At 70.5% G+C, this 20,152-nt stretch carries 19 protein-coding genes and 3 pseudogenes; 7 read left to right on the top strand and 15 right to left on the bottom strand.

The features are described from left to right. Positions 1-75: 75 nt before the first annotated feature. The 6 genes from CG747_RS37510 to CG747_RS37485 form a co-directional block, all read right to left on the bottom strand. Positions 76-789, bottom strand: a complete 714-nt coding sequence (locus CG747_RS37510) for a YcnI family protein (protein ID WP_374701865.1) — start codon at positions 787-789, stop codon at positions 76-78. Next, positions 693-1,379: a hypothetical protein gene (locus tag CG747_RS37505; RefSeq protein ID WP_146022222.1), complete on the bottom strand. Its 687-nt coding sequence runs from the start codon at positions 1,377-1,379 to the stop codon at positions 693-695. Before CG747_RS37505 ends, CG747_RS37510 begins: the two co-directional genes overlap by 97 nt. Before the next feature lie 243 nt (positions 1,380-1,622). Beyond that, the gene (locus tag CG747_RS37500) at positions 1,623-2,555 is read right to left on the bottom strand and encodes an L-tyrosine/L-tryptophan isonitrile synthase family protein (RefSeq protein WP_100606367.1); all 933 of its coding nucleotides are present in this window, start codon (positions 2,553-2,555) and stop codon (positions 1,623-1,625) included. Positions 2,556-2,721: 166 nt separating this feature from the next. Then, positions 2,722-3,999 (bottom strand): cytochrome P450, encoded by a 1,278-nt coding sequence (locus tag CG747_RS37495; RefSeq protein ID WP_100606366.1) that lies wholly within the window; start codon positions 3,997-3,999, stop codon positions 2,722-2,724. Between the two features lie 11 nt (positions 4,000-4,010). Continuing rightward, a complete protein-coding gene (gene asnB, locus CG747_RS37490; RefSeq protein ID WP_100606365.1) occupies positions 4,011-5,837 on the bottom strand; it encodes an asparagine synthase (glutamine-hydrolyzing) in 1,827 nt (608 codons plus the stop codon). 16 nt (positions 5,838-5,853) lie between these two features. Next, on the bottom strand, positions 5,854-7,266 hold the full coding sequence (locus CG747_RS37485; RefSeq protein WP_100606364.1) for an MFS transporter: 1,413 nt from the start codon (positions 7,264-7,266) through the stop codon (positions 5,854-5,856). Positions 7,267-7,579: 313 nt separating this feature from the next. Here CG747_RS37485 and CG747_RS37480 point away from each other — a divergent pair, with 313 nt between their 5' ends. Then, a complete protein-coding gene (locus tag CG747_RS37480) occupies positions 7,580-7,795 on the top strand; it encodes a heavy-metal-associated domain-containing protein (RefSeq protein ID WP_100606363.1) in 216 nt (71 codons plus the stop codon). 68 nt (positions 7,796-7,863) lie between these two features. Here the strand turns inward: CG747_RS37480 and CG747_RS37475 are convergent, their stop codons facing one another. The 5 genes and pseudogenes from CG747_RS37475 to CG747_RS37455 all read right to left on the bottom strand — a co-directional run bounded on the left by CG747_RS37475 (position 7,864) and on the right by CG747_RS37455 (position 13,046). Next, positions 7,864-8,688: an ABC transporter ATP-binding protein gene (locus CG747_RS37475; RefSeq protein ID WP_100606362.1), complete on the bottom strand. Its 825-nt coding sequence runs from the start codon at positions 8,686-8,688 to the stop codon at positions 7,864-7,866. Beyond that, complete coding sequence (locus CG747_RS37470) at positions 8,685-9,761, bottom strand: iron ABC transporter permease (protein WP_100606361.1); 1,077 nt, start codon at positions 9,759-9,761, stop codon at positions 8,685-8,687. Before CG747_RS37470 ends, CG747_RS37475 begins: the two co-directional genes overlap by 4 nt. A gap of 38 nt (positions 9,762-9,799) precedes the next feature. Next, positions 9,800-10,894, bottom strand: a complete 1,095-nt coding sequence (locus tag CG747_RS37465; protein WP_100606360.1) for an ABC transporter substrate-binding protein — start codon at positions 10,892-10,894, stop codon at positions 9,800-9,802. A gap of 730 nt (positions 10,895-11,624) precedes the next feature. After that, positions 11,625-11,738: pseudogene (locus CG747_RS37460) on the bottom strand (nicotinamidase); the annotation flags it as partial. A gap of 522 nt (positions 11,739-12,260) precedes the next feature. Further along, entirely contained in the window at positions 12,261-13,046 is a 786-nt protein-coding gene (locus CG747_RS37455) for a hypothetical protein (protein WP_100606359.1), read from the bottom strand. 478 nt (positions 13,047-13,524) lie between these two features. On the opposite strand from CG747_RS37455, the gene CG747_RS48445 reads away from it, so the two are divergent. Both CG747_RS48445 and CG747_RS48440 read left to right on the top strand, forming a co-directional pair. After that, positions 13,525-13,698 carry a hypothetical protein gene (locus CG747_RS48445; RefSeq protein ID WP_180985872.1) on the top strand — a complete coding sequence of 58 codons (174 nt, stop codon included), beginning with the start codon at positions 13,525-13,527 and terminating at the stop codon, positions 13,696-13,698. A gap of 296 nt (positions 13,699-13,994) precedes the next feature. After that, on the top strand, positions 13,995-14,135 hold the full coding sequence (locus CG747_RS48440) for a hypothetical protein (RefSeq protein ID WP_180985871.1): 141 nt from the start codon (positions 13,995-13,997) through the stop codon (positions 14,133-14,135). Here the strand turns inward: CG747_RS48440 and CG747_RS48435 are convergent. Continuing rightward, a complete protein-coding gene (locus CG747_RS48435) occupies positions 14,129-14,281 on the bottom strand; it encodes a hypothetical protein (protein ID WP_180985870.1) in 153 nt (50 codons plus the stop codon). The genes CG747_RS48440 and CG747_RS48435 overlap by 7 nt on opposite strands. A gap of 1,486 nt (positions 14,282-15,767) precedes the next feature. On the opposite strand from CG747_RS48435, the gene CG747_RS37450 reads away from it, so the two are divergent. After that, positions 15,768-16,691 (top strand): C1 family peptidase, encoded by a 924-nt coding sequence (locus CG747_RS37450; protein WP_100606358.1) that lies wholly within the window; start codon positions 15,768-15,770, stop codon positions 16,689-16,691. Positions 16,692-16,876: 185 nt separating this feature from the next. Here CG747_RS37450 and CG747_RS37440 read toward each other — a convergent pair whose 3' ends face one another. Next, the gene (locus CG747_RS37440) at positions 16,877-17,119 is read right to left on the bottom strand and encodes an SDR family NAD(P)-dependent oxidoreductase (RefSeq protein WP_374701864.1); all 243 of its coding nucleotides are present in this window, start codon (positions 17,117-17,119) and stop codon (positions 16,877-16,879) included. On the opposite strand from CG747_RS37440, the pseudogene CG747_RS37435 reads away from it, so the two are divergent. After that, a pseudogene (locus tag CG747_RS37435) lies at positions 17,089-17,217 on the top strand (transcriptional regulator); the annotation flags it as partial. The gene CG747_RS37440 and the pseudogene CG747_RS37435 overlap by 31 nt on opposite strands. 142 nt (positions 17,218-17,359) lie before the next feature. On the opposite strand, the pseudogene CG747_RS37425 reads toward CG747_RS37435, so the two are convergent. Beyond that, a pseudogene (locus CG747_RS37425) lies at positions 17,360-17,870 on the bottom strand (ATP-binding cassette domain-containing protein); the annotation flags it as partial. Positions 17,871-17,952: 82 nt separating this feature from the next. Further along, the gene (locus CG747_RS37420; RefSeq protein WP_100606357.1) at positions 17,953-19,095 is read right to left on the bottom strand and encodes an alanine racemase; all 1,143 of its coding nucleotides are present in this window, start codon (positions 19,093-19,095) and stop codon (positions 17,953-17,955) included. Positions 19,096-19,240: 145 nt separating this feature from the next. Here CG747_RS37420 and CG747_RS47580 point away from each other — a divergent pair, with 145 nt between their 5' ends. After that, the gene (locus CG747_RS47580) at positions 19,241-19,834 is read left to right on the top strand and encodes a cupin domain-containing protein (RefSeq protein ID WP_180985869.1); all 594 of its coding nucleotides are present in this window, start codon (positions 19,241-19,243) and stop codon (positions 19,832-19,834) included. 171 nt (positions 19,835-20,005) lie between these two features. Further along, positions 20,006-20,152: a hypothetical protein gene (locus CG747_RS48430; protein WP_180985868.1), complete on the top strand. Its 147-nt coding sequence runs from the start codon at positions 20,006-20,008 to the stop codon at positions 20,150-20,152.

Here is a 20,152-nt window from a genome sequence, read left to right as displayed (position 1 = left end):
CTCTCGTGGAAGCCCTGGTAGGGCGGTGGCAGCACTGCGTCCGCCCCACCAGAGCGTGCCCGGCGTCCCGGTTGGCTACGGGCGCTGCGGGCGGGGGAGGCGGCTGCGGTAGAGGGCGACGGCGGCCGTGCCGATGCCCAGGACTCCCGCGATCAGGCCCGCGATGCCCAGGTTCCGGGTGGTCGCGTCGCTCGCGGCGGCACTGGAAGCCTTGGGAGCCGCGGAGGCGGAGGAAGCGGCTTCGTCTGCGGCCTTGGTGAGTTTCAGTACCGGCGCCGGGTTCTCCGGCTCCGCCTGACCGGACTCCGGCACCTCGATCCAGCGCACGTCCTTGCCGTCGGAGTAGGTCTGGAGCGTCTTGAAGGCCAACTGGACAGTGATGTCGGGAAGTTGGCCGAAGGCGACGCTGAAGTCCCGGTACTGGCCGGGCTCGATCCTGCCCTTGGTCCAGGTGATCTCCGAGACGCCTTCGTTGATGGTGCCGTCGTCCGTCTTGATCGGGTTCTTCGGCTTGGTGGTCTTCACCTGCGCCGTCCAGCCGTGCTCAGGAGTGACGAGCACCGAGGGGATGGGATGGTCGGTGGGCAACAAGACCTGGACCTGAGTGGTGTCGGCGTTGTCCTCCTCGTTCGGGACCCGGAAGGCGAGGGTGCCGTCGGTGGCGCCCTTCGGGTAGCTGTCGGGGTGGACCGTCACGTGCGCGAAGGCCGAGCCCGCGGCGGTGAGCAGCGGGCGGCGGCCAGAGCCGCGAGCAGCGCGAACAGCGCACGTTCCCCGCGGTGCAGCCACCAGGCACACACCAGGCCCGCCAGGAGGTGCGCCGCCAGCATGCCGACGTCGGCGTGGTGCATGGCGGTCATGGTGCGCATGCCCGCCATGGAGTGCATGCCGATCATGGGGTGCATGGCGGGCATGGAGTGCATGGCGCCGGCCGGGGAACCGCCGCGAGCCGGGCCCCCGGCGGGCCGGCTCACGGGCGGACTGCCCCAGTCCATGCCCGCAGCCCGCACGACCTGCCGCATCGGCCGGTCGAGGAAGGGTGTCGATCCCGCCGGGCCCGGGTGGCCACACAGCAGCAGATCGGCCCAGGCCGCGGCCTTGCCAGGCACTTGGGCGGGTGTCACGATCCCCTGCGCCCAGGAGAAGAACACGTGCAGTCCGCCCTGACAGGCGAGCACCCCGCCGGCGATGACCGGCAGGGACCGCTCACGGCCGGCGGCCAGCCCGGCGCACACGAACACCGCTACCGCGGCTGCCGCCAGCGCCCACCCCGGTATCGCCGGGCCGGACATCACCGCATGCCCTGCCGCGGACAGCACGACGCAGACCGCGGCGAACACCGCGGCCCGGACACATCGCACAGCGGCGGAGACAGGCATGGCGCCGACATCATGACAAGGAGCCCGGACGCTTTCGGACGCGGGGTGGCCGAATACCGCTGATGGTGCGCCTGAGCGCTCGGCGTCAGCTTGATCGTCGACGCCCATCGGCCGGTCTCGTCGGCGGGCGGGCCTGGGGCGTACGGGTCCCACGCCCAGGCTCCAGGCGTATCGCGTCATGGTTCAGCCAGCCCGATCAGTCATGTCAGTCATGTCAGTCCTGCCAGTCATGTTCAGTCCTGTTCAGTCCTGCTCGAAGTGGCTGGGTCGGCCGTCGCACTCGATCAGGCGGCCCAGCTCGGCGGCCTGTGCCCGGGGCATGAGGGTCCAGGTGCCGTCGATGCGGCGAAGGGCCGCCGAGTGCCAGGGGGTGGTCCAGGCGTCGGGCGCGTCCAGCAGGCGGATGCCGAACTTGCGGGCGCCGATGGGCTGGGGGTGGATGGACAGGCGTACGGAGCGGGGGTGGTGGTCGGCGATCAGGTCGCCCCAGGCGCGGCTGCGCTGGATGACGCCGTACGCGCGTTGCCGGCACTCACGCTGGAGGGCGGAGCGGGTGCCTGCGTGGTCGGCGGTGTCCTCGACGAGGAAGCGGGTGATGCCCCGGTAGAGGGCGAGGGTGTTGTCGTCAGTGCGGACCTCGGCGCGCAGGGCGTCCAGCGTGGGGGCGTAGCTCTTGTGGAGGTGGGCGCGTTTGGTGTCGTGCGGGAGGTTGCCGAATACGTCGCGCAGGTCGAATACGGAGAGTCTGGTCAGGCCCATGTCATGTATGAGGGTCCGGAGTTCGTCGGCGTAGGCGTCGATGTGCTCGTCGGGGACGCGGATGAGGTCGCCGAAGGCGTGGCCGTCGGAGCAGATGGCCATGCGGGCGCCGGGCGGGTAGATCCGCTCGATCTCGGTGCACAGGGCGTTGAGGAAGCCGAGGGAGAGGCGTTCGCCCTGGTCGGGGAGGTGGCCGAGGACTTTGGCGGGGTTGGGGGATTTGCAGGGGAAGCCGGGCAGGGTGAACGTGACGGGGGCGTCGTCGCGTACGAAGTCGGCGACCTGGCGCAGTTGGTGCGGAAACCTCTCGGCGGAGGCGGGGCCTTGGTCGGTCGTTCGGTGGTATGGCAGGAGCAGGTTCAGGATCGCGAGGCCGAGTCTCGTGGGGAGAGCGTCCGGCGCGGTTGTCGGCGGCATGTCGTTCCTCCGGGAAGCAGAGAGCGGGAAGTGTGCGGGCATGACGGCATGGCGCCGTGGCGAGGGGGCGGCCAGGCGCTGTCAGGCGAATGAGGTGGTGATCAGGCGGGTCCGGGTCGGGCGGTGTGGCCGGACCCGGTCAGCCGGAACTGGCGTCAGAGGCGCGTCAGAGGCGCCGGTCGTAGCCGGTGGGCAGGTGGTTGGTGCCGCGGCCGAGGACGGCCGGGATCCACTCGATGTCCTCGTCCCTGATGGCGAGGTGGAGGCCGGGGAGCCGGGCGAGCAGGGCGCCCAGGGCGATCTGGAGTTCGGCGCGGGCGAGGGCCGCGCCGGGGCAGAAGTGGATGCCGTGGCCGAAGGCGAGGTGCGGGTTGGGGGTGCGGTCGAGGTCGAGGGTGTCGGGGTCGGGGAAGCGGCGCGGGTCGCGGTTGGCGGCACACAGGGAGACGATCACGGAGTCGCCGCCCGGGACTTGGGTGCCGTGCAGGTCTTCGTCCTTGTCGAGGAAGCGCCAGGTGGTCAGTTCGAAGGCGCTGTCGTAGCGGAGGAGTTCCTCGACGGCGCGGGGCAGCAGGTCGGGTTCGTCGCGCAGGCGGGCGAGTTGGCCGGGGTGGCGGAAGAGGGCGACCAGTGCGGTGGTGATCTGGTTGGTGACCGGTTCCTGGCCGGCGACGAGGAGCTGGAAGATCATGGAGTCCAGCTCCTCCTGCGACAGTTCGCGGCGGTCGCGGGCCACGACGAGGCGGCTGAGGAGGTCGTCGTCCCAGTGTTCGCGCTTGTGGGCGACGACCTGGGCTATGTAGCTCTGCAGGCCGTGCAGCCGGGCCTCGTACAGCGGGCGGCCGGGGTCGGTGGGGCCGACGGGCTGGACGACCTTGCCCCAGTCGCGGTCGAAGCGGTCAGCCAACTCCTGTGGCAGGCCGATGACTTCGGCCAGGACCTGGAAGGGGAAGTGTGCGGCGAAGCCGGCGACGAGGTCGGCGGGGCCGGCTTCGGGGAGTGCGTCGATGAGGGCGTCGGCCAGCTCCTGGAAGCGGGGGCGCAGGCGCTCGATGCGGCGGGGGGTGAAGGCGTCGGTGACGAAGCGCCGCATGCGGGTGTGCTTGGGCGGATCCTGGTGGAGGAGGTGGGCCTGGAGCTGGGAGTGCTGGGGTTCGGGCATGATCGAGGCGCGGGCGCGCCAGCGGTCGTTGCCGCGGTCGTGGTTCTTGCCCAGGCGATCGTCATTGAGGGCGGCGTGGGCTGCGTCGTAGCCGGTGACGAGCCAGGCTTGTACGCCGCTGGGGAAGAGCACGCGGTGGACGGGGCCGGCCTCGCGCATCCGCTCGTAGAGCGGGTAGGGGTTGCTCTTGTAGGGGCAGCCCGTCAGCGGGACCGGGTCGGGCAGGGGCTCGGGCCGCGGCTTCGGCTCCACGGCCGGCAGGGGTGGCTCTTGGATGGTCATACGAGGGCTCCTCAGAGGGCGAGTTCGGGTCGGTGGTGGTCCAGCCACAGGGCCAGGTCCACGACACGTTCGAGGCGGAGGCGGTGGCCCCACACCAGCAGGTCGGGCGGGGTGTCGAGAGCGGGCTTGAGGCGGGACTCGTCGGCCAGGGCACGGACCTGGTCGCTGGACAGGGCGTCGCGGGCCAGGTCCTGGAGGCCGCGGTTGTAGTCGGGGTGGTGGGTGGCCGGGTAGTGGTTCTTGGGCCGGTGCAGTACGGAGTCGGGCGCGAGCCCGGCGCCGGCGGCGCGCAGCAGGCTCTTCTCCCGGCCGTCGAAGCTCAGTTGCGCCCAGGGCGTGGCGAAGGCGTACTCGACGAGGCGGTGGTCGCAGTAGGGGACGCGCACCTCCAAGCCCTGGGCCATGCTCAACCGGTCCTTGCGGTGAAGGAGTTGGCGCAGCCAGCGGGTCAGGGACAAGTGCTGCATCTCGCGCTGCCGGCGCTCGGCGGGGGTTTCGCCGTCCCGATGCGGTACGGCGGCCAGCGCGCTGCGATACGTGTCCTGGCGGAACTCCCCTATGTTCAGGTCGAGTTCGGGGTTGAGCGGCATCGCGGCGTCGTCGCCGTTGACGAGCAGCCATGGGAAGGTGTCCGCGGCCAGCGCCTTCGGACTGTGGAACCAGGGGTAGCCGCCGAACACCTCGTCCGCCGCCTCACCGGAGAGTGCCACGGTGGAGTGTTTGCGGATCTCGCCGAACAGCAGGTACAGCGAGGTGTCCATGTCGCCGACGCCGATCGGCGAGTCCCGAGCCACAACGACCGCCTTCCGGTGCTCGGGGTCGAGCAGGGCGTGCGGGTCGAGGACGACCGTGCTGTGGTCGGTGCCGATGAAGGCGCCGGCCTCGGTGGCGTACGGGGTGTCGTGGCCGGTGCGCAGCACGTCGCCGGTGAACTGCTCGACCTGGTCGCTGTAGTCGACGGCGTAGGAGCGGATGCGGGCGGCCGGGCCCTCGCGCAGCCGGAGTTCGTCGGCGAGCAGCGCGGTCAGGACGGTGGAGTCGATGCCGCCGGACAGCAGGCTGCACACCGGGACGTCGGCCTCCAGCTGACTGCGGGCGGCCGAGCCGACCAGCGCACGGACCCGCTCGACGGCGGTGTCCCGGTCGTCGCCGTGGACGTCGGCCTCCAGCTGCCAGTAGCGGCGTTCGCGGATGCCGTCCCGGTCCAGGACGAGCAGACCGCCGGGCTCCACCTCCCGCACCCCGGACCACACCGTCGGCCCGGTGTTGAAGAGCAGGCTGTACGCCTCCCGCAGCCCGTCGGCGTCCACCCGGGGCCGGATCTCCGGGTGGGCGAACAGGGCCTTGGGCTCGGAGGCAAAGGCCAGGCCGCCGTCGACGGCGGCCCAGAACAGCGGTTTGACGCCGAGGCGGTCGCGTACCAGCAGCAGCCGCTGCGCACGCTCGTCCCAGACGGCGAAGGCGAACATGCCCTCCAGGTGGTCGGCGACGGCCTCGCCCCACTCGGCGTAGGCGCGCAGTACCACCTCGGTGTCGCTGCGGGTACGGAAGTGGTGGCCCCGGCCGCGGAGTTCGGCCCGCAGCGCGTGGTGGTTGTAGACCTCGCCGCTGTAGCTGAGGACGAGGGTCGGCCGGTCGCGCCGGTCTGTCATCGGCTGCACGCCGCCGGCCAGGTCGATGACGGCCAGGCGGCGGTGGCCGAGCGCGGCGCGCTCGCCGAGCCAGACGCCGCCGGCGTCCGGGCCGCGCGGGGTGAGGGTGGCGGTCATGGCCTCGATGACCGGGGCCTGGGTGCGGGCGTCGCGGTGAAAGGACGCCCAGCCGGTGATTCCGCACATACGCGTGACTCCTGGGTCAGTTACGGGCGGCGGGCGCCGCGCCGGTCGTCTTCTCGGGCACGGGCGCGAGTCTTCTTCTGCCGGGCAGGGCGATCAGGGGCACCGCGAGACAGGCGGCCGTGGCCGCCAGCGCGAGCCCGGCTCGTACGCCCTCGCCGGGGCCGGCCAGCCCCCAGGCGGCGGTGGCCAGGGCGGGGCCGAGAGTGAAGCCGAGAGTGCGGGCGAGCTGCATCGTGGACCCGACCGTCGCGGTCCGGTCCCGTGGTGCGGCGCCCATGACCAGGGCCTGGGTAGGGCCGCCGTTCAGGCCCATGCCGACGCCGGCCAGCGCCAGCCGCCAGGCCACGTCCAGCGGTGACCAGCCGTCGCCCAGCGGGACCAGCAGAAGGAGGCCGGTGGCGGTGACGGCGGCACCGGTGACCGCGACCGGCCGGGGACCGTACCTGTCGGCGAGGCGTCCGCCGATCTGCCCGGCCAGGCCCATCCCGAGAGGGAAAGCGAGGACGATCAGCCCGGTCGTGGTGGCGCTGACACCGTCGTCACGCTGCAAGTGCAGAGCGACCACGTAGTGCATGGCGGCGAATCCGGCCGCGAGGGACAGCACCGCGCCGTGGGCCCGGAACAACCCCGTGGCCCGCAGTACACCGGCCACCGGCCGACCCCCCGGACCGCGCAGCCACCACCAGAGCGCCGGGACCGCCGCGAGCGCGAGCACCAGCCACGCCGGGCGGTCCGACGCCAGGGTCAACGCCAGCAGCAGGACCGCCACGCCCGAGGCCACCAGCAGCGCGTCCGCCACCGACCGCCGGTCGGGCCGGCGCAGCCCGCCGTCCCGCGGCATGACCTTCCAGGCCACGACCAGGGCGAGCACACAGAAGGGGATCTTGACCAGGAAAACCGTGTGCCAGCCCAAGTGGTCCAACAGCAGCCCGCCCACGGCCGGTCCGGCCACCGCGCCCAGCGGCCCCAGGGTGGCGGGCACACTCATCGCCCGCCCACGCTTCTCCGGACGTACGGAACGGACCGCCAGTACCGGCATCAGTACGAAGAGCACCGCCGCGAACGCACCCTGCGCGAGGCGGGCGGCGATCAGCCAAGCCGCCCAAGGCGCGGCGGCGGCCAGGGCACTGCACAGACCGAACCCGCAGGTCGCGGTCAGCACAGCGGAGCGCAGCCCCACCCCGTCAAGCCATCGCCCGACCGGCAACAGCAAGGCCACAACGGGGAGTTGGTAGCCCAGCACGGCCCACTGGGCGGTCGCGGTGGAGACGTGCAGACCGTCGGCGATGTCCGCCAGGGCCACGTTGACGATGTTCATGTCGAGCATCGCCACGAACGCCAGCACACCCGACACGGCGACCAGGGACCAGCGGTCCTCGCCGGCGGGTATGCGACCGGGCGGTTCCGCACCGGGACCGTGATGTGTCACCCTTCCACCCCTCATCCTCAAGAGCGGACTGCCTGACAGCAGTCCCGTCTGAGGAGTCGTGAGGAATCGAAGGTGAGTTCCCGGCTCCGCTCAAGAAAATGACCGGCAGGCTGGTTTTCCGGGCTGACCAGCACGACGGGTCGGGTTCCGTTGGCGGCGTCGGGATCGGCGAGCGGAACGGCCGCACTCCCCCGCCTATCCGTGGAACGCCATGCTCCACCCGGCCGACTCCTAGGTGAGGGCGTCGCCCTCGCCGTCCGCACCCGCGGATCGGTATGCAACCGGAAGCCCACAGACACCCAGGAGTTCTCCCATGGCCCAGAAGCAGTACACCGTCACCGGCATGAGCTGTGAGCACTGTGCGGCAAGCATCAAGGAAGAAGTCTCCGAGGTGCCGGGCGTGCACGAGGTCGTGGTCGACCTCGCCGCGAACGCCGTCACGGTGCACGGCACGGACCTCGACGACGAGCGGCTGCGCGCGGCCATCGTCGAGGCCGGTTACGGCGTCGCCGACCCGGTCGCCGCCTGAGCAACCGGAACCGCAGGCCGGGCAGGACGCCATCGGCGAGGCGCAATCGCCGTCCTGCCCGGCCGCGTTCAACCGCCGGTGCGTACGGTGCTTACCTCCACCGCCGTGGCCGTCTCCGTGCCGGCCGGCGCCCGGTGGTCGAAAGCGATCAGGGGGTCACCGGTGAGGGGGTGGTCGACCACGGCCGCCCGCACCCCGAACACCTCGGCCAGCAGGCCGGGAGTGAGGACCTCGCGGGGCGGCCCGGAGGCGATCACGGCTCCGGCGTGCAGGACGTGCAGCCGGTCGCAGACGGCGGCGGCCGCGTTGAGGTCGTGCAGCGACACCAGTGTCGTACGGCGCTGGGCGCGCAGCAGGGCGAGCAGTTCGACCTGGTGGCGGATGTCGAGGTGGTTGGTCGGCTCGTCCAGGATCAGGACGTCCGGGTTCTGGGCGAACGCGCGGGCCAGCAGGACGCGTTGGCGCTCACCGCCGGACAGGGTCGTGAACCGGCGCCCGGCCGCCGCCTCCATCCCGACGTCGGCGAGGGCCCGGGCGATGATCTCCCGGTCGACGGCGTCATCGCCCGCGAAGGCCCGCTTGTACGGCGTGCGCCCCATCGCGACCACCTCGCCCACGGTCAGCTCGAAGTCGCTGCCCCGTTCCTGCGGCAGCGCGGCGACATGCCGCGCCGACTGGACTGCGGACAGCTCGCGCAGGTCGGTGCCCGCCAGCAGCACCCGGCCCGCGGTGGGCTTCAGGTGCCGGTAGACGGTGCGCAGGAGCGTGGACTTGCCGCTGCCGTTCGGCCCGACCAGACCGGTGATCTCGCCCTCGGCCGCCACCAGATGGGCCCCTGCCACGACCGTGCGCCCGGCGTAGGCGACGTCCAGGTCCTCGATCTCGATTCTCAACTGCCACTCCAAAGGCGCCGGTCCAGCAGATACAACAGGGCCGGCGCACCGATGAGCGAGGTGACCACGCCGACCGGCAACTCCTGCGAGTCCATCGCCGTACGGCAGACGAGGTCGACCACCACCAGCAGCAGCGCACCGAACAGCGCCGAGAGCGGCAGCAGCCGGCGGTGGTCGCCGCCGACGACCAGGCGGCAGGCATGCGGCACCATCAGACCGACGAAGGCGATCGCACCGGACACCGCCACCAGGACGCCGGTCACCACACTGGTCACCGCGAACAGCTCCCGGCGCAGCCGGGTGACGTTGACGCCGAGCCCCGCCGCCGTCTCGTCGCCCATCAGCAGGGCGTTCAGCGCCCGGGCGCGCGCCTGAAGCCACAGCAGGCCGGCCGGAACCACGACCGCGGGCACCGCCAGCAGCGGCCAGCTCGCACCGCTCAGGCTGCCCATGAGCCAGAACAGCACACTGCGCGTCTGCTGCTCATCCCCGGCCTGCAACACCAGATAGCTGGTGAAGCCGGACAGGAACTGGCCGATCGCCACCCCGGCCAGCACCAGCCGCAACGGCGCGAATCCCCCGCCCCGCCGGGCGATGACCCACACCAGGGTGAACGCGGCCAGAGCGCCGGCGAAGGCCGCGCCGGACAGGGCCAGGCCCAGCGCCCCGCCCACGCCAAGGCCGAGGACGATTGCGGCGACCGCACCGAGCGACGCCCCGTTGCAGATGCCCAGCATGTACGGGTCGGCCAGCGGGTTGCGCACCAGCGCCTGCACCGCCGTACCGACGAGGCCGAGCCCGGCCCCCACCAGCGCGGCCAGCAGCGCCCGCGGGACCCGCAGTTGCCACACGATCAGGTCGTCCGTGCCAGGCCGCGGGCCCTCACCGACCAGCCGCCGCCCCACCACGCTCCACACCTCGCCGGGCGGGATGGACGTGGAACCCCAGGCCACCGCGACCGTCAGGGCAGCAAGGAGTGCCACGCCGAGGACCAGCGCCAGCGGTCCGGCGGGCAGACTCCGCACGCCCCGGCTCGCATCGTCCCGACTCCCGTCGTCCCGACTCCCGTCCATGGCTTTGCGGCGAGACGCGGAAAACGTAGAGAGCACGACTAACCGACCTTGCCCGGGTAGAGGGTCTTGGCGATCGTCTCGACCGTGTCGGCGTTCTCGACCCCGGCGATGGTGGTCTGCTCGGATCCGATGCGCAGGAGGTGGCCCTCCTGGACCGCCTTCATGCCCTTGGTGGCCGGATTGGTCTCCAGCCACTGCTGCGCCTCGTCGAACGCCTTCTTGTTCGCCGCCGCGCTGCCCCGGTTGCGTACCCCGAGCTGGATCCAGTCCGGGTTCTTGGCGATCACGTCCTCCCAACCGACCTGCTTGCGGTCACCGTCGCAGGCGGCGAAGACGTTGCGGGCGCCGGCCAGGGTGATCACCGCGTTGGCAACCTGGCGGTTGCAGATGACGGTGGGCTGCTTGGTACCGGCCTCGTAGTCGAAGAAGAAGTACGTCGGCCGCTTGCCCTCCGGCGTACCGCCGACCACCTTCCGGACGGCGTCCACCTTCGCCTTCATCCCCGCGACGAGTGCCTTCGCCTTGGCGCTCGTGCCGGTGACCGCGCCGAGCGAGGTGATGTCGGCTTCGACCGCCGACAGGTCCGTCACCGGGCTCTTGCTCCGCGCGGCGCAGGCGGTGGACTTCAGGTAGATGTGCTTGATCCCGGCCGCCTTGAACTCCTCCTCGGTCGGCACATCGCCCATCCCTCCCCCGCCCATCCCTCCCCCGCCCATCCCGCCCATGGCCGCGAACGTGTCGATGTACAGGTCGGCACCGGAGCCGAGGAGCTTCTCCTTCGGGATCACGCCCTTGCCGAGCACGCTGACCTTCTGCGCCTGCGCGTCCAGCGCGCCGGGCAGGGCCCCCTTGCCCGGCGGGAAGCCCGTACCGATCACCTTGTCGCCGGCTCCGAGGCGGAGCAGCAGCTCCAGGCTGGAGGCGTTGCTGGTAACGATCTTCTTCGGGGCCTCGGAGAAGGTGGTCTCTTCACCCATGCAATCGGTGACGGACACCGGGTAGTCACCGGAGCCGGCCTTCCCGGCATTCCCACTGCCCCCGTCCGACGCGCCCTTCGCTCCACTCCCACAGCCCGCCACCAACAGGCCGCCGAGAACGACGACCGCCGCACCGCCCCACACACGAGAACGCATTGAAACCCTCCAAGATCCACTCGGCAGCGGCGGACGAACCTCCGCCACCCGCTCCAGTAGTCGGGGCGAACGCCCATCGAGTTCCCAGCTGATCACCAAAACGGCTGCCCACCCGTGAACACGACGAGCCGAACCGCGCCCCAAGCCGCCTGACCCGTCCACGACAGCCGACAGGCACCCGTAGTAAGGACGGCGACGCTCACCGAACCCTGCTTCCCTTACCTAAACCGCCGTCGACATCCTGCGCGACGAGCTTCTGGCTCTGGTCCGTCACTGTTCGGCCTACACCGCCGAGACGCGATCGGCGAGCGGTTCAATGCCCCGTGGAAGCATCGTGGGGTCATACAGCTGAGACCAGGCTTGCCGGTGCCCGCCCTGAACCGGCGGGCACTGCACCAGACCAGCACAGACCTGGGTCGGTCAGGCGACCGCAGCCGTGTCTTGCCTGGACTGCCGGATGATGAATTCCGCGGGGCACACCGCGGCCATGCCGATCTTGAGGATCAGTTTGCCCTGGTCGATGTACTCCTGGCTCATGGTGACGTCGCGCCCGACCTGGACGAAATGCGCCTCCTCCGGCTTCGTCCCCCCGCAGGGCGCTCATCCTCCAAAAACGTCTCGCTCAGCGGCGCTGCACAGGCCAGCGGAGAAGAAGCCCGACCACTTCTGCTGCCGGATCCAGGCGCTGCTCGACTCCCCCCGGTTCGTAGGGGTTTCAGACGCGTCCACCGCGGCCTGCAACAGTCCGCAGTCCGGTGGCCCGGTCCGCGCCGCCCTTCACCGGAACGGTGCCGCCCTCGCAGAAGTCCTTCTGCACATCGACGACGATCCAAGCACGGCGCACGGCAACAGGTCGGAGTGGATATGGGCGACCACAATTCGCCAAGCTTCACCAGCGTTGTCTCCGGTGACCTGGCTGCTCACGGCACGGCGAAACGTCCCGGGCCACCGGAATCCATCGCAACGGCCCGCCCACTGGACCTGGTCCGACTCGAAAGAGCCGCAGCACAACGGCGTGCTTCGTCCGGTCGGCCGCTCGCTGGCGCGCTGTGCCGGCTCGGTGCACCGGTCCCCGACCTGCGGACGCGTCACGTCCGTCGGCGGCGGCAGCACCCGCCGAAGCAACTCCGGCAACTCAGCCGACGCCAACCGCTCCGCAAGTTCCATCACACATCGCTCAACGACCAGGCGTCACCAACGCCGGACGTGCTCACCGACGAAGAGCCGATGCTGCTCCACCAACGGTTCGTCACGATCGTCCTTCCCCTCCCAGGCATCGAGGAGTGACAACGGCCGTTCCCGATGCCGGGATCGGTGTGGTCGAGCAGGCGTGCCCCGGACCCAGTTCCCGGTTCTGCGGCGTCGGTCAGGAGCCGACGCAGACGATTCCCAGCAGGCAGATGTTCGTCGGGGACGCCGGCTGGGCGGTTGGCGGTGTCGAAGCGGCCGGTGCGGGGCGCGTCAGGGAGGTACTGCCCGCGCCGGAGGTCGAGGTGGCCGCGGGGGCGGTGGGTGCGGGCGCGGTGGGTGCCGGTGCTGCCGCGGCGGCATGGTCGACGTGCGGTCGTTCGGCTGGCGTGGGCGTGCCGTGCGACGTCGTGAGCGGCGCCGCGGCCGGGTGGGGCACGGCAAGGGAATCCGGATGCCGGAACGTCGCGGCGGAGGGAGGCGTCGCAGTGGTGTTCCGATCGCGGTCGGCCGTCGCAGGCGGGCGGGTGCCGGGGTGCTGTGCGGCCGGGGTGCCCGGATCCGCCCCCGGTACGGAGGCGAGCGTCGTGGTTCCGGAATCGGACCCGCGCTCCGGATCCGGTGTCGTGGCCGCCTGGGTGTGGCCGGCGGAAGGCTTGTTCTGTAGCAGAGAGACGGTCAGGCCGCCGCCGACCAGGGCAACGGCGGTCGCGGCCGCAGCCCGGCGCCGATGCTTCTTCCAACGTTCGAGCTGGCGCCGCCGGGCCGCTCGTCCCTGACCGGTCGAGGCCGTGACGTCGGGGCCGCCGAACGAACCGGCCTCCGACGCGTCCGGCAGCTCGCCCCCCGATGCGCCGTCGGCGATGGGGGCGGCATCGGAGTAGTGAGCCCCCGAGCCCTGGTTGCGCCCAGGAGCCTCGGAGCCCGCTGCATGCCAGGCGTCCCACGCTGCGGGGGCGGCCACCGCTGCGTGTCGGCGGTGGGTAGGCGGGGCTATGTCCGGGGCGTAATCGCCGCACCCGGGGCACACCAGTGCCCCGTTGAGAGTCCGACTGCACGACGAGCAGTAGTCCATCAGGGATCTTTCTGTGCTGACTGCGCCGCCAGGGGCGCCGACGACCTGACCAAAATTCGCACGCGGGATCGAGCGGCGAGTAACGCTAACGGCACACCACGGTTTCGACGCGTAGACCATCCGAGCCTCCCGTGATGCTTGTGTGTAGATTCCTTGGTGATGGGCGCCGCAGTCCGGACATGTCATCGTGAATGCCTGATGAGCCACCGGAGACGCGGGACTCGGCAACGCGCCCGACGCTCTGCCAACCACTCCCCAAGCGGCCCTGGTCGCCCGCGAGTGGATCGCCGCTTCCCCGGAACGCGCCGTCGACCGCGGCAAGACCGATCGCCTTGCCGCCACTGATGCCCTCACCCGGTGGTACGACGTGGTCAAGGACGGCACCGACGGGTCCGTCGTCATCACCACGCCGGACGACGGCCACACCATCGAGCCCGGCGCACCTCTCACCGTGAACATCCAGGTGCTCTACCCGTCCCAGCACGTAGCCGGTGGCCGTACGCTGCGCAGCCTCCGCTCCATCGAGATGGCCCAGCCGTAGAGCCCACCGCCACAGCGCTCCCGACCGGCGCGGGAGCGCTGCCGGGCAGACCGCCGCCCCTCCCGAACGGCAGTCCCGCCGTCGGCTGTGAACGGGTGGCGGGGCACCCGCCGTGGCCTTCCCACCTGCCCGTACGCCCACGGACTCTGCTGCCGGTCGGCTGTCCCGGCCGGCGTTCAACGGCCGAGACGGCCCCGTTCATCGATGCGGCGGGGCCCGGGACAGGGCTGGTCGTATCCGTTTCCTGAGAGGAGTACCACCGTGGCCACTGCCACGATCGATCTACCGCTGAGCTCTTGGTCCCTGAGGGCTTCCAGGACATCGACCTGACCGTCTCTGCGGAGGCCAACACCGACAAGCTGATCGCAGAGCTCACCGAACCGACACGGCGCGCCAAAGACGAGGAGATCGCCCACGCCGTCCTCGTCCATCAGTAGATGTACGAGATGCTGGCCGTGCCGTCGGAGGACGAACCCGACGGCCGGCTCAGCTCGCTCATGCTGACGGTCACGGCCCGGCCCAGCGAGTTGTCCAACGCCCAGACGGTGCGCCGGCTGGCCCGCACCATGGGCGCCAACTGCATGTGTTCGTACCCATTCCGGGCTCCAGGCCATGAAGACGCTCTACACCATCACTGAGGGAGACGGCCGCTTCCCCCTGCCGAACCTCGGCTACGAGGCGGGCCGTGGCGACCCCATCGTGGCGCCCGTGCACACCAAGCTCAACGCCGACACCGCAGTCACAGCTGGCGTTCAGGCGCCACAGGCAGAGCAGCACAGGAGCCAACCTGGCCGACGTCTCTCAGGAGGTGCCACAAGACCCGACCTGGGGCTGCCCTGCAGCGCAGCCTGACAACAGTGGACCGTCGGGACCGTCGAGGGGCGGTTCCGCGGTGAGAATCGTGTCCTGTTCGAGGACATACCGCACGTCGTGGCCGTCCGCGTCCGGGCTGGCCAATGGCGTCGACGTCGCTCGCGCCCAACAGGCGGTACATCCCGGCGCGTCCGCTCCCGATGTAAGTCAAGCGCCTGGAGCAGACCTTGGTGTCGAGCGCCGCATCGGCATCCTGCATGCACCTTCCCAACCCCATGAATGAGAAAAGGGAAGGGAAAAGAAGGCAGCGCAGCCAGCTCCGGGCATGCTGTCCAGCGGGCCGGTTCCGCCCCTCGATCCCGCCCGCTTCCGACGGCGGCGTCGCCCCTGCCCAACCGGACACCCCCAACCGCGTCCCCGCTGGTCACGGAAGCGAACCCACGGCCGGCACCACCCCGCACGCCGCCAGCACCGCCCCGCCGACGGGCGGCGAACACCCCCTACCTCACTAGCTCACACCAACACACTTGACATCTTCGGGACATTCGCGTCGTACATGCACCAACTACCCGCCCCCTGAAGGCTTTCGGCCATTGACACCCGACGCGTGAGCCGCATAACTTCCTGCCCCAATCGGCCTGCCGAACAGAAGTTCCACCGGCATCACCGCCGGACTCTCCATGATCGGCAGTCCGTCATTTGCAGGCTCCTTCCCCCCACACCCATGGGAGCCGCCCAAGCACCACGACCGCCCCCGGCGGCCGTCGAGCACGGGCTGCTGCCATACGCAAGGAGACTCCGTTGCGGACCTCGCCTGGATCCCCACCGCGCCGCCCCGGCACACCCACCGCCGCACCCCGGCCCCTGGCCACGGTCACCCCTGGCGCCGTCCCGCGAACCTGCCGACCCGCGCGATAGCCAGGCACCCCGGACCACTGCGCCGCAGCCGTAATGCGTACCACCGACTGGATCACCTTCTGAACTTCCCTTCTGGGCAAGACTGTTGAGTATCTGCTCGGTACCGCAGGTCAGCAGTTCCGGCGGGTCCGCCTCAGCCACCGCGCGGTGCGACACGCATCCCAACGGTTTCGTACGAACCCCGGCCTCCCCGGCTGCGCACTCCGGCGCCCGGCACCACCGGATCCCAAGCGCGTCCAGGCTCCCCGCCCAGTCAAGCTCCGCCGGCCGGCCCCGGTCGGCGGCCCGTGACCCGCACCGGGTCACAGAACGTCCGCCCCTGAGGAGACACCCCCCACATGCCCCCCTCGCACAAGAAGAAGACGCACACGAAAACCCGCGCCGCCATCGCCATGGCCGCCGCCGGCGCCGTCGCCGCCCTGTCCGCCGGCATCGCCTCGGCCTCAGGCACGTTCGCCTCCCATGGCGACGCACACCACCACTTCGCACTCGGCGCCAAGCTGCCGTCCGGCGGCAAGGCGAGCGCACTCTCGACGCACGCCTCGGTCGTCTCCCGTCTCGCGGCTCTCTCACCGCACGAGGGCGGCGCGCCCGGGGGCGTCCCGGACAGCGTGGACCTGAGCCAGTACGCGATCACCCCGGGCAATCAAGGCAGGGTCGGCTCCTGCGTGTCATGGGCCATCGACTACTCCGGCTACAGCATCCAGGAGAAGCAGCAGGGCATCTCCGGCGGCCCGCAGGCCCCCATGTACACCTACGCCCAGATAGCCAAGGGCAACGACCAGGGCAGCACCCCGGACGACACGTTCAGCATCGCGGAGTCGCAGGGAGTCGACTCGAAGTCGGACTACACCCAGGGCGACTTCGACTTCACCACCCAGCCGACCGACGCCGAGCGCCAGAATGCCGCGCACTGGAAGCTGTCGGGCCACACCCAGCTGCACACCGGCAACCAGATCCAGGCCGACGTGAAGCAGGCCCTCGCCGACGGCGAACCGGTCGCCATCTCCCTCCCTGTGCACCAGAGCTTCCAGGACATCACCCAGCAGACGGCGGCCGACTACTCGTACCAGCCCGGCGGCGCCGAGGACCCGGTCCTGGGCGGCCACGAGATCACCATCGTCGGCTACAACAACCAGGGCGTCCGCGTCGAGAACTCCTGGGGCAGCAACTGGGGCGACGGCGGCTACATCAACCTGTCGTGGGACTTCCTGTCCAGCCAGGTCCAGGAGGCCAACGCCATCGGTAAACTCGTCAAGTAGTCCCGGCAGTTCCAGGCCGACGCCCGTGCGGGCGTGACCGATGCCTCCCCTGCCTTGCCCAGGCATACGGGGCCCGCGGTGGTGTCGCGGGCCCCGTACCGCCTCCCCTGCCGTGGTCCACGCGCTCGCGGACGCCCTCAGCCTCGACCCCGCCGAGCGCGGCCACCTGCGCTACCTCGCGAAGATCACCGGCTGCGCCTGCGCCGGCCGCACCCGATCGAACATGCGGCGGCCGCGTGCTCGTCCGCCACGTCCGCCTGCGCGGAGATGGCCCGCCCGCCGGTGGCCGTGATCACCGCCACCTTTTCCTCGGCACCCGCCGCGTCCCGGGCGTGATTCACCACCACGGCAAGGCCGTCCTGGGCGCGCCGGCGGGAGACCGCTCGGCCGATGCCGTGTGACCCACCGGTATCGACGGCGCTCTGCACGGCCGCCGGCGGTGGGGGTCGCCCAGCTCGCCGGTGCATCGGTGGACTACTACAACGAACTGGAACGCGGCGCCGGATCCCAGCCCTCGGAGCAGATAGCGAGGAGGGCCGGCAGCGGCTGCTCTGGTTCACCCCCCGCGGTCGGCACCGACAGCACCGACCTCCTCGACCTGCTCACTGTGCTCGGCACGCAGGACATCGCCGGACCGACCTGCTGACGGCCTCCCCGCTTCGTTGATCTCAGCGCGCAGTGTCCGGCGCGGCCACCGTCTGCATGAGGGAGACGGTGAACGGGTGCCGCGGCGCGGTCAGGAGCCGCTCGGCGGGGCCCTGTTCGGCGAGTTCGCCGGCGTCCAGTACGGCGATGTGGTGGGCCAGGCGGGCGGTGTCCAGGTCGTGGGTGATAAGTGCCAGGGACATCTCGCCGCGGTCGCGAACCAGTCCGGCGAGGAGGTCGAGGAGGCTGCGGCGGGAGACCGTGTCCAGGCCGGAGGTGACCTCGTCGCAGACCAGGATCCGGGGGCGGGCGAGCAGGGCGCGGGCGAGGGCCGCGCGGTGGAGTTCGCCGCCGGAGAGCCGGGCGGGCAGACGGTGCGCCGAGTCGGGTGAGGGTGGCCAGGGCCTCCGCGCGGGCCGTCGTCGGGGCGGTGCCGCGCAGGCATACCGCGGTGCGGGCGATCTGGTCGATGACGGGACGGTGGTCGTCGAAGGCGGCCCGGGCGTCTTGGAAGACGTACTGCACGGCGGCTAGCTAGGGTCCGTCTTCAAACAGATCATGCCCGGAGCATGGATCCTGGCGGCGAATGCCGGAGTGGGGCGGGTGGACTTGATGATCAGTGGAATTGCGGGTGCCACACCTCGTCGGTGCGGTCGTCGCCGTCGACGACGGTGATGCCGGGCCAGCGGTCGAAAGCTGAGCAGGGGTGGGAGATGCCGAGGTCGACCTGGTCTCCGACCTGCAGCCCGTGTGCCTGGGTGAGGACGAGGTGGTGGTCGTAGATCTGGGACGCCGTTGCTGCGGCGGACGGCCGTGGCGCGCCGAGTGCGTCGTGGGCGCGAAGGAGGACGGGCAGGCCCGCGTCGTAGGGCAGTTCACGCCTCCCGGCGCCGATGACGGCACGCTGCGGTTCCGGGGTGGAGAGTACGACCGCCCGGACGGTGAGCGCTGGCTTCAGGTCGGGCACGGGCGAGACGTGCTCGTAGGTGCCGTGGTCGTGGGTGACGTAGCAGCCGGAGCGGAGCACGGGCACCATCCGCAGGGCGTCGGGACGTTGAAAGTAAGCAGCCACGGCGCGTACGACACGGTCGGGGAAGGCGGAGCCGCCCATGCTGAAGACCGGCTGCGTGATCTCGAACAGTGAGGTGAGGCTGCGAAACACCTTGATCGCCGTCCGGCAGTGCTCGTCGACGGCCGCGAGGGTGGCGGCATCCCGCAGGTTGCTGCGGATTCCCTCGTAGCCGGCGACGCCGGCGAGGAGTAGTTCCGGTGAGGCATGGACGTCTCGGGCGAGCCCACCGGCGGCAGCTGGGTCCCGCACGCCGGTGCGGCCTCCTTCGGTGCCGATGTCGATGAGGATCCGCAGCGGGCTGGCGGCCCCTGCCAGGGCTTCACGGGCGAGGTCGATGCCGGTTGTGGAGTCGACGAAGCAGTAAAGCTCAAGATCCGACACCTCATCCAGCCATTGCCGGACGATTTCAAGATCAGTGGGGTGGATCACCTGGTTCGCCACGATGACGCGCCGCGCCCCCCATTCCAGGGCGATGGCGGCTTGGGCCACGGTGGCGACCGTGACGCCCCATGCCCCGGCGGACAGCTGCCGTTCGACGACCGGGCGCGTCATGGTGGTCTTGATGTGCGGAGCCAGCTCAACACGATGGTTGCGGCACCAGGCAGCCATGACCTGGACATTGTGCTCCAGCGTGCCACGGTCCAGGCGCAGTTCCGGCAGTCGGGCCCGGCCCTTGTCTGTAGTCATGTCGCGATCCATCCGATCTCCAAAGCCAGGAGTAGTCACCGACACACACGTGCGTCGCATATACACGACGGAGCGTAAACCATTCAGGACATCCCCTCCAACCACTATGATGGACGCAGTGACGCATTTACTGGAGGAGGGGTCGGTGTCGACCGAAGAACCCGTGCCCGCAGCGCCGGGGACCTCGGAAAATAACGGGATCGGCCAGCACCTGCGCCGTGAGCGCCTGGCGCGCGGCCTCACGCTGGAGAAGTTGGCCGACAAGACGGGGTTGTCCCGCAGCTACCTCAGCAACGTCGAGCGTGATGTGAACAGCCCGACGATCAACACGTTGCGCACCATCGTCGACGCCCTCGGCACCACACTCAGCCGACTGTTCCGCGAACTCGACCGGGAACCCTCGGCGCTCACCCGGCCCGACCAGCGAGTCGAACTCACTCGGGCGGGAGTGCCCGGAGTGACCTACACCCTCCTCAACCCCAAACACGGCGGCCAACTCGAAATGATGCTGCTGGAGGTCGCGCCAGGTGCTTCCTCGGGCGACAACCCCCACACTCACGGAGGCGAAGAAGTCGGACTCCTCCTGAGCGGCGAACTCGACTACTGGATCGCCGGCGTGCACTACCACCTCACGCCCGGTGACTGCGTCAGCTTCAACTCCTCCGTACCGCATCGCTACAGCAACCCGGGAGACATCCCCGCAGTCTGTGTCTGGACCGAGACCCCTCCCGGCCACTGACGGGCCGCCCCGAGGGTGTCGAGCCCACGGTTCTGCACTGGTCGCGCTGGCGCCGCAGACGCCAACACCAAACTCGAGGGAACCGCCGGCACTCAGGTCCAGGACTGGCGCAGCATCATCGACTACTGGCCCTCCCCCAAAGGGCGGAGCGTCATCGACTCCGTGATGAAGGTGCCTGGGTCAGAAACCTCCACCAGCACCCATTACTGGGTGTTCTCCGACAACGAGTACGCCACCATCGAACTCCAGGGAACCAAGGGCATCAACCTGCAGTACTGGCGGCCCAAGGGAACGGACTGGTCCACACTGCGCGCGTAG

Source organism: Streptomyces sp. CB02959 (genome assembly GCF_002803155.1).
Taxonomy (GTDB): domain Bacteria; phylum Actinomycetota; class Actinomycetes; order Streptomycetales; family Streptomycetaceae; genus Streptomyces.
This window is presented reverse-complemented; position numbering and strand designations above follow the sequence as displayed.

Excerpts from the sequence above, each read along its gene's own strand:
- asnB (WP_100606365.1), bottom strand. The coding sequence starts at position 5,837 with ATGTGCGGAATCACCGGCTGGGCGTCCTTTCACCGCGACGCCCGCACC.
- CG747_RS37450 (WP_100606358.1), top strand. The coding sequence starts at position 15,768 with ATGCCCCCCTCGCACAAGAAGAAGACGCACACGAAAACCCGCGCCGCC.
- CG747_RS37470 (WP_100606361.1), bottom strand. The coding sequence starts at position 9,761 with ATGGACGGGAGTCGGGACGACGGGAGTCGGGACGATGCGAGCCGGGGC.
- CG747_RS37480 (WP_100606363.1), top strand. The coding sequence starts at position 7,580 with ATGGCCCAGAAGCAGTACACCGTCACCGGCATGAGCTGTGAGCACTGT.
- CG747_RS37495 (WP_100606366.1), bottom strand. The coding sequence starts at position 3,999 with ATGACCATCCAAGAGCCACCCCTGCCGGCCGTGGAGCCGAAGCCGCGG.
- CG747_RS37465 (WP_100606360.1), bottom strand. The coding sequence starts at position 10,894 with ATGCGTTCTCGTGTGTGGGGCGGTGCGGCGGTCGTCGTTCTCGGCGGC.
- CG747_RS37505 (WP_146022222.1), bottom strand. The coding sequence starts at position 1,379 with ATGCCTGTCTCCGCCGCTGTGCGATGTGTCCGGGCCGCGGTGTTCGCC.
- CG747_RS37500 (WP_100606367.1), bottom strand. The coding sequence starts at position 2,555 with ATGCCGCCGACAACCGCGCCGGACGCTCTCCCCACGAGACTCGGCCTC.
- CG747_RS48435 (WP_180985870.1), bottom strand. The coding sequence starts at position 14,281 with ATGCAGTTGGCGCCCATGGTGCGGGCCAGCCGGCGCACCGTCTGGGCG.
- CG747_RS37420 (WP_100606357.1), bottom strand. The coding sequence starts at position 19,095 with ATGACTACAGACAAGGGCCGGGCCCGACTGCCGGAACTGCGCCTGGAC.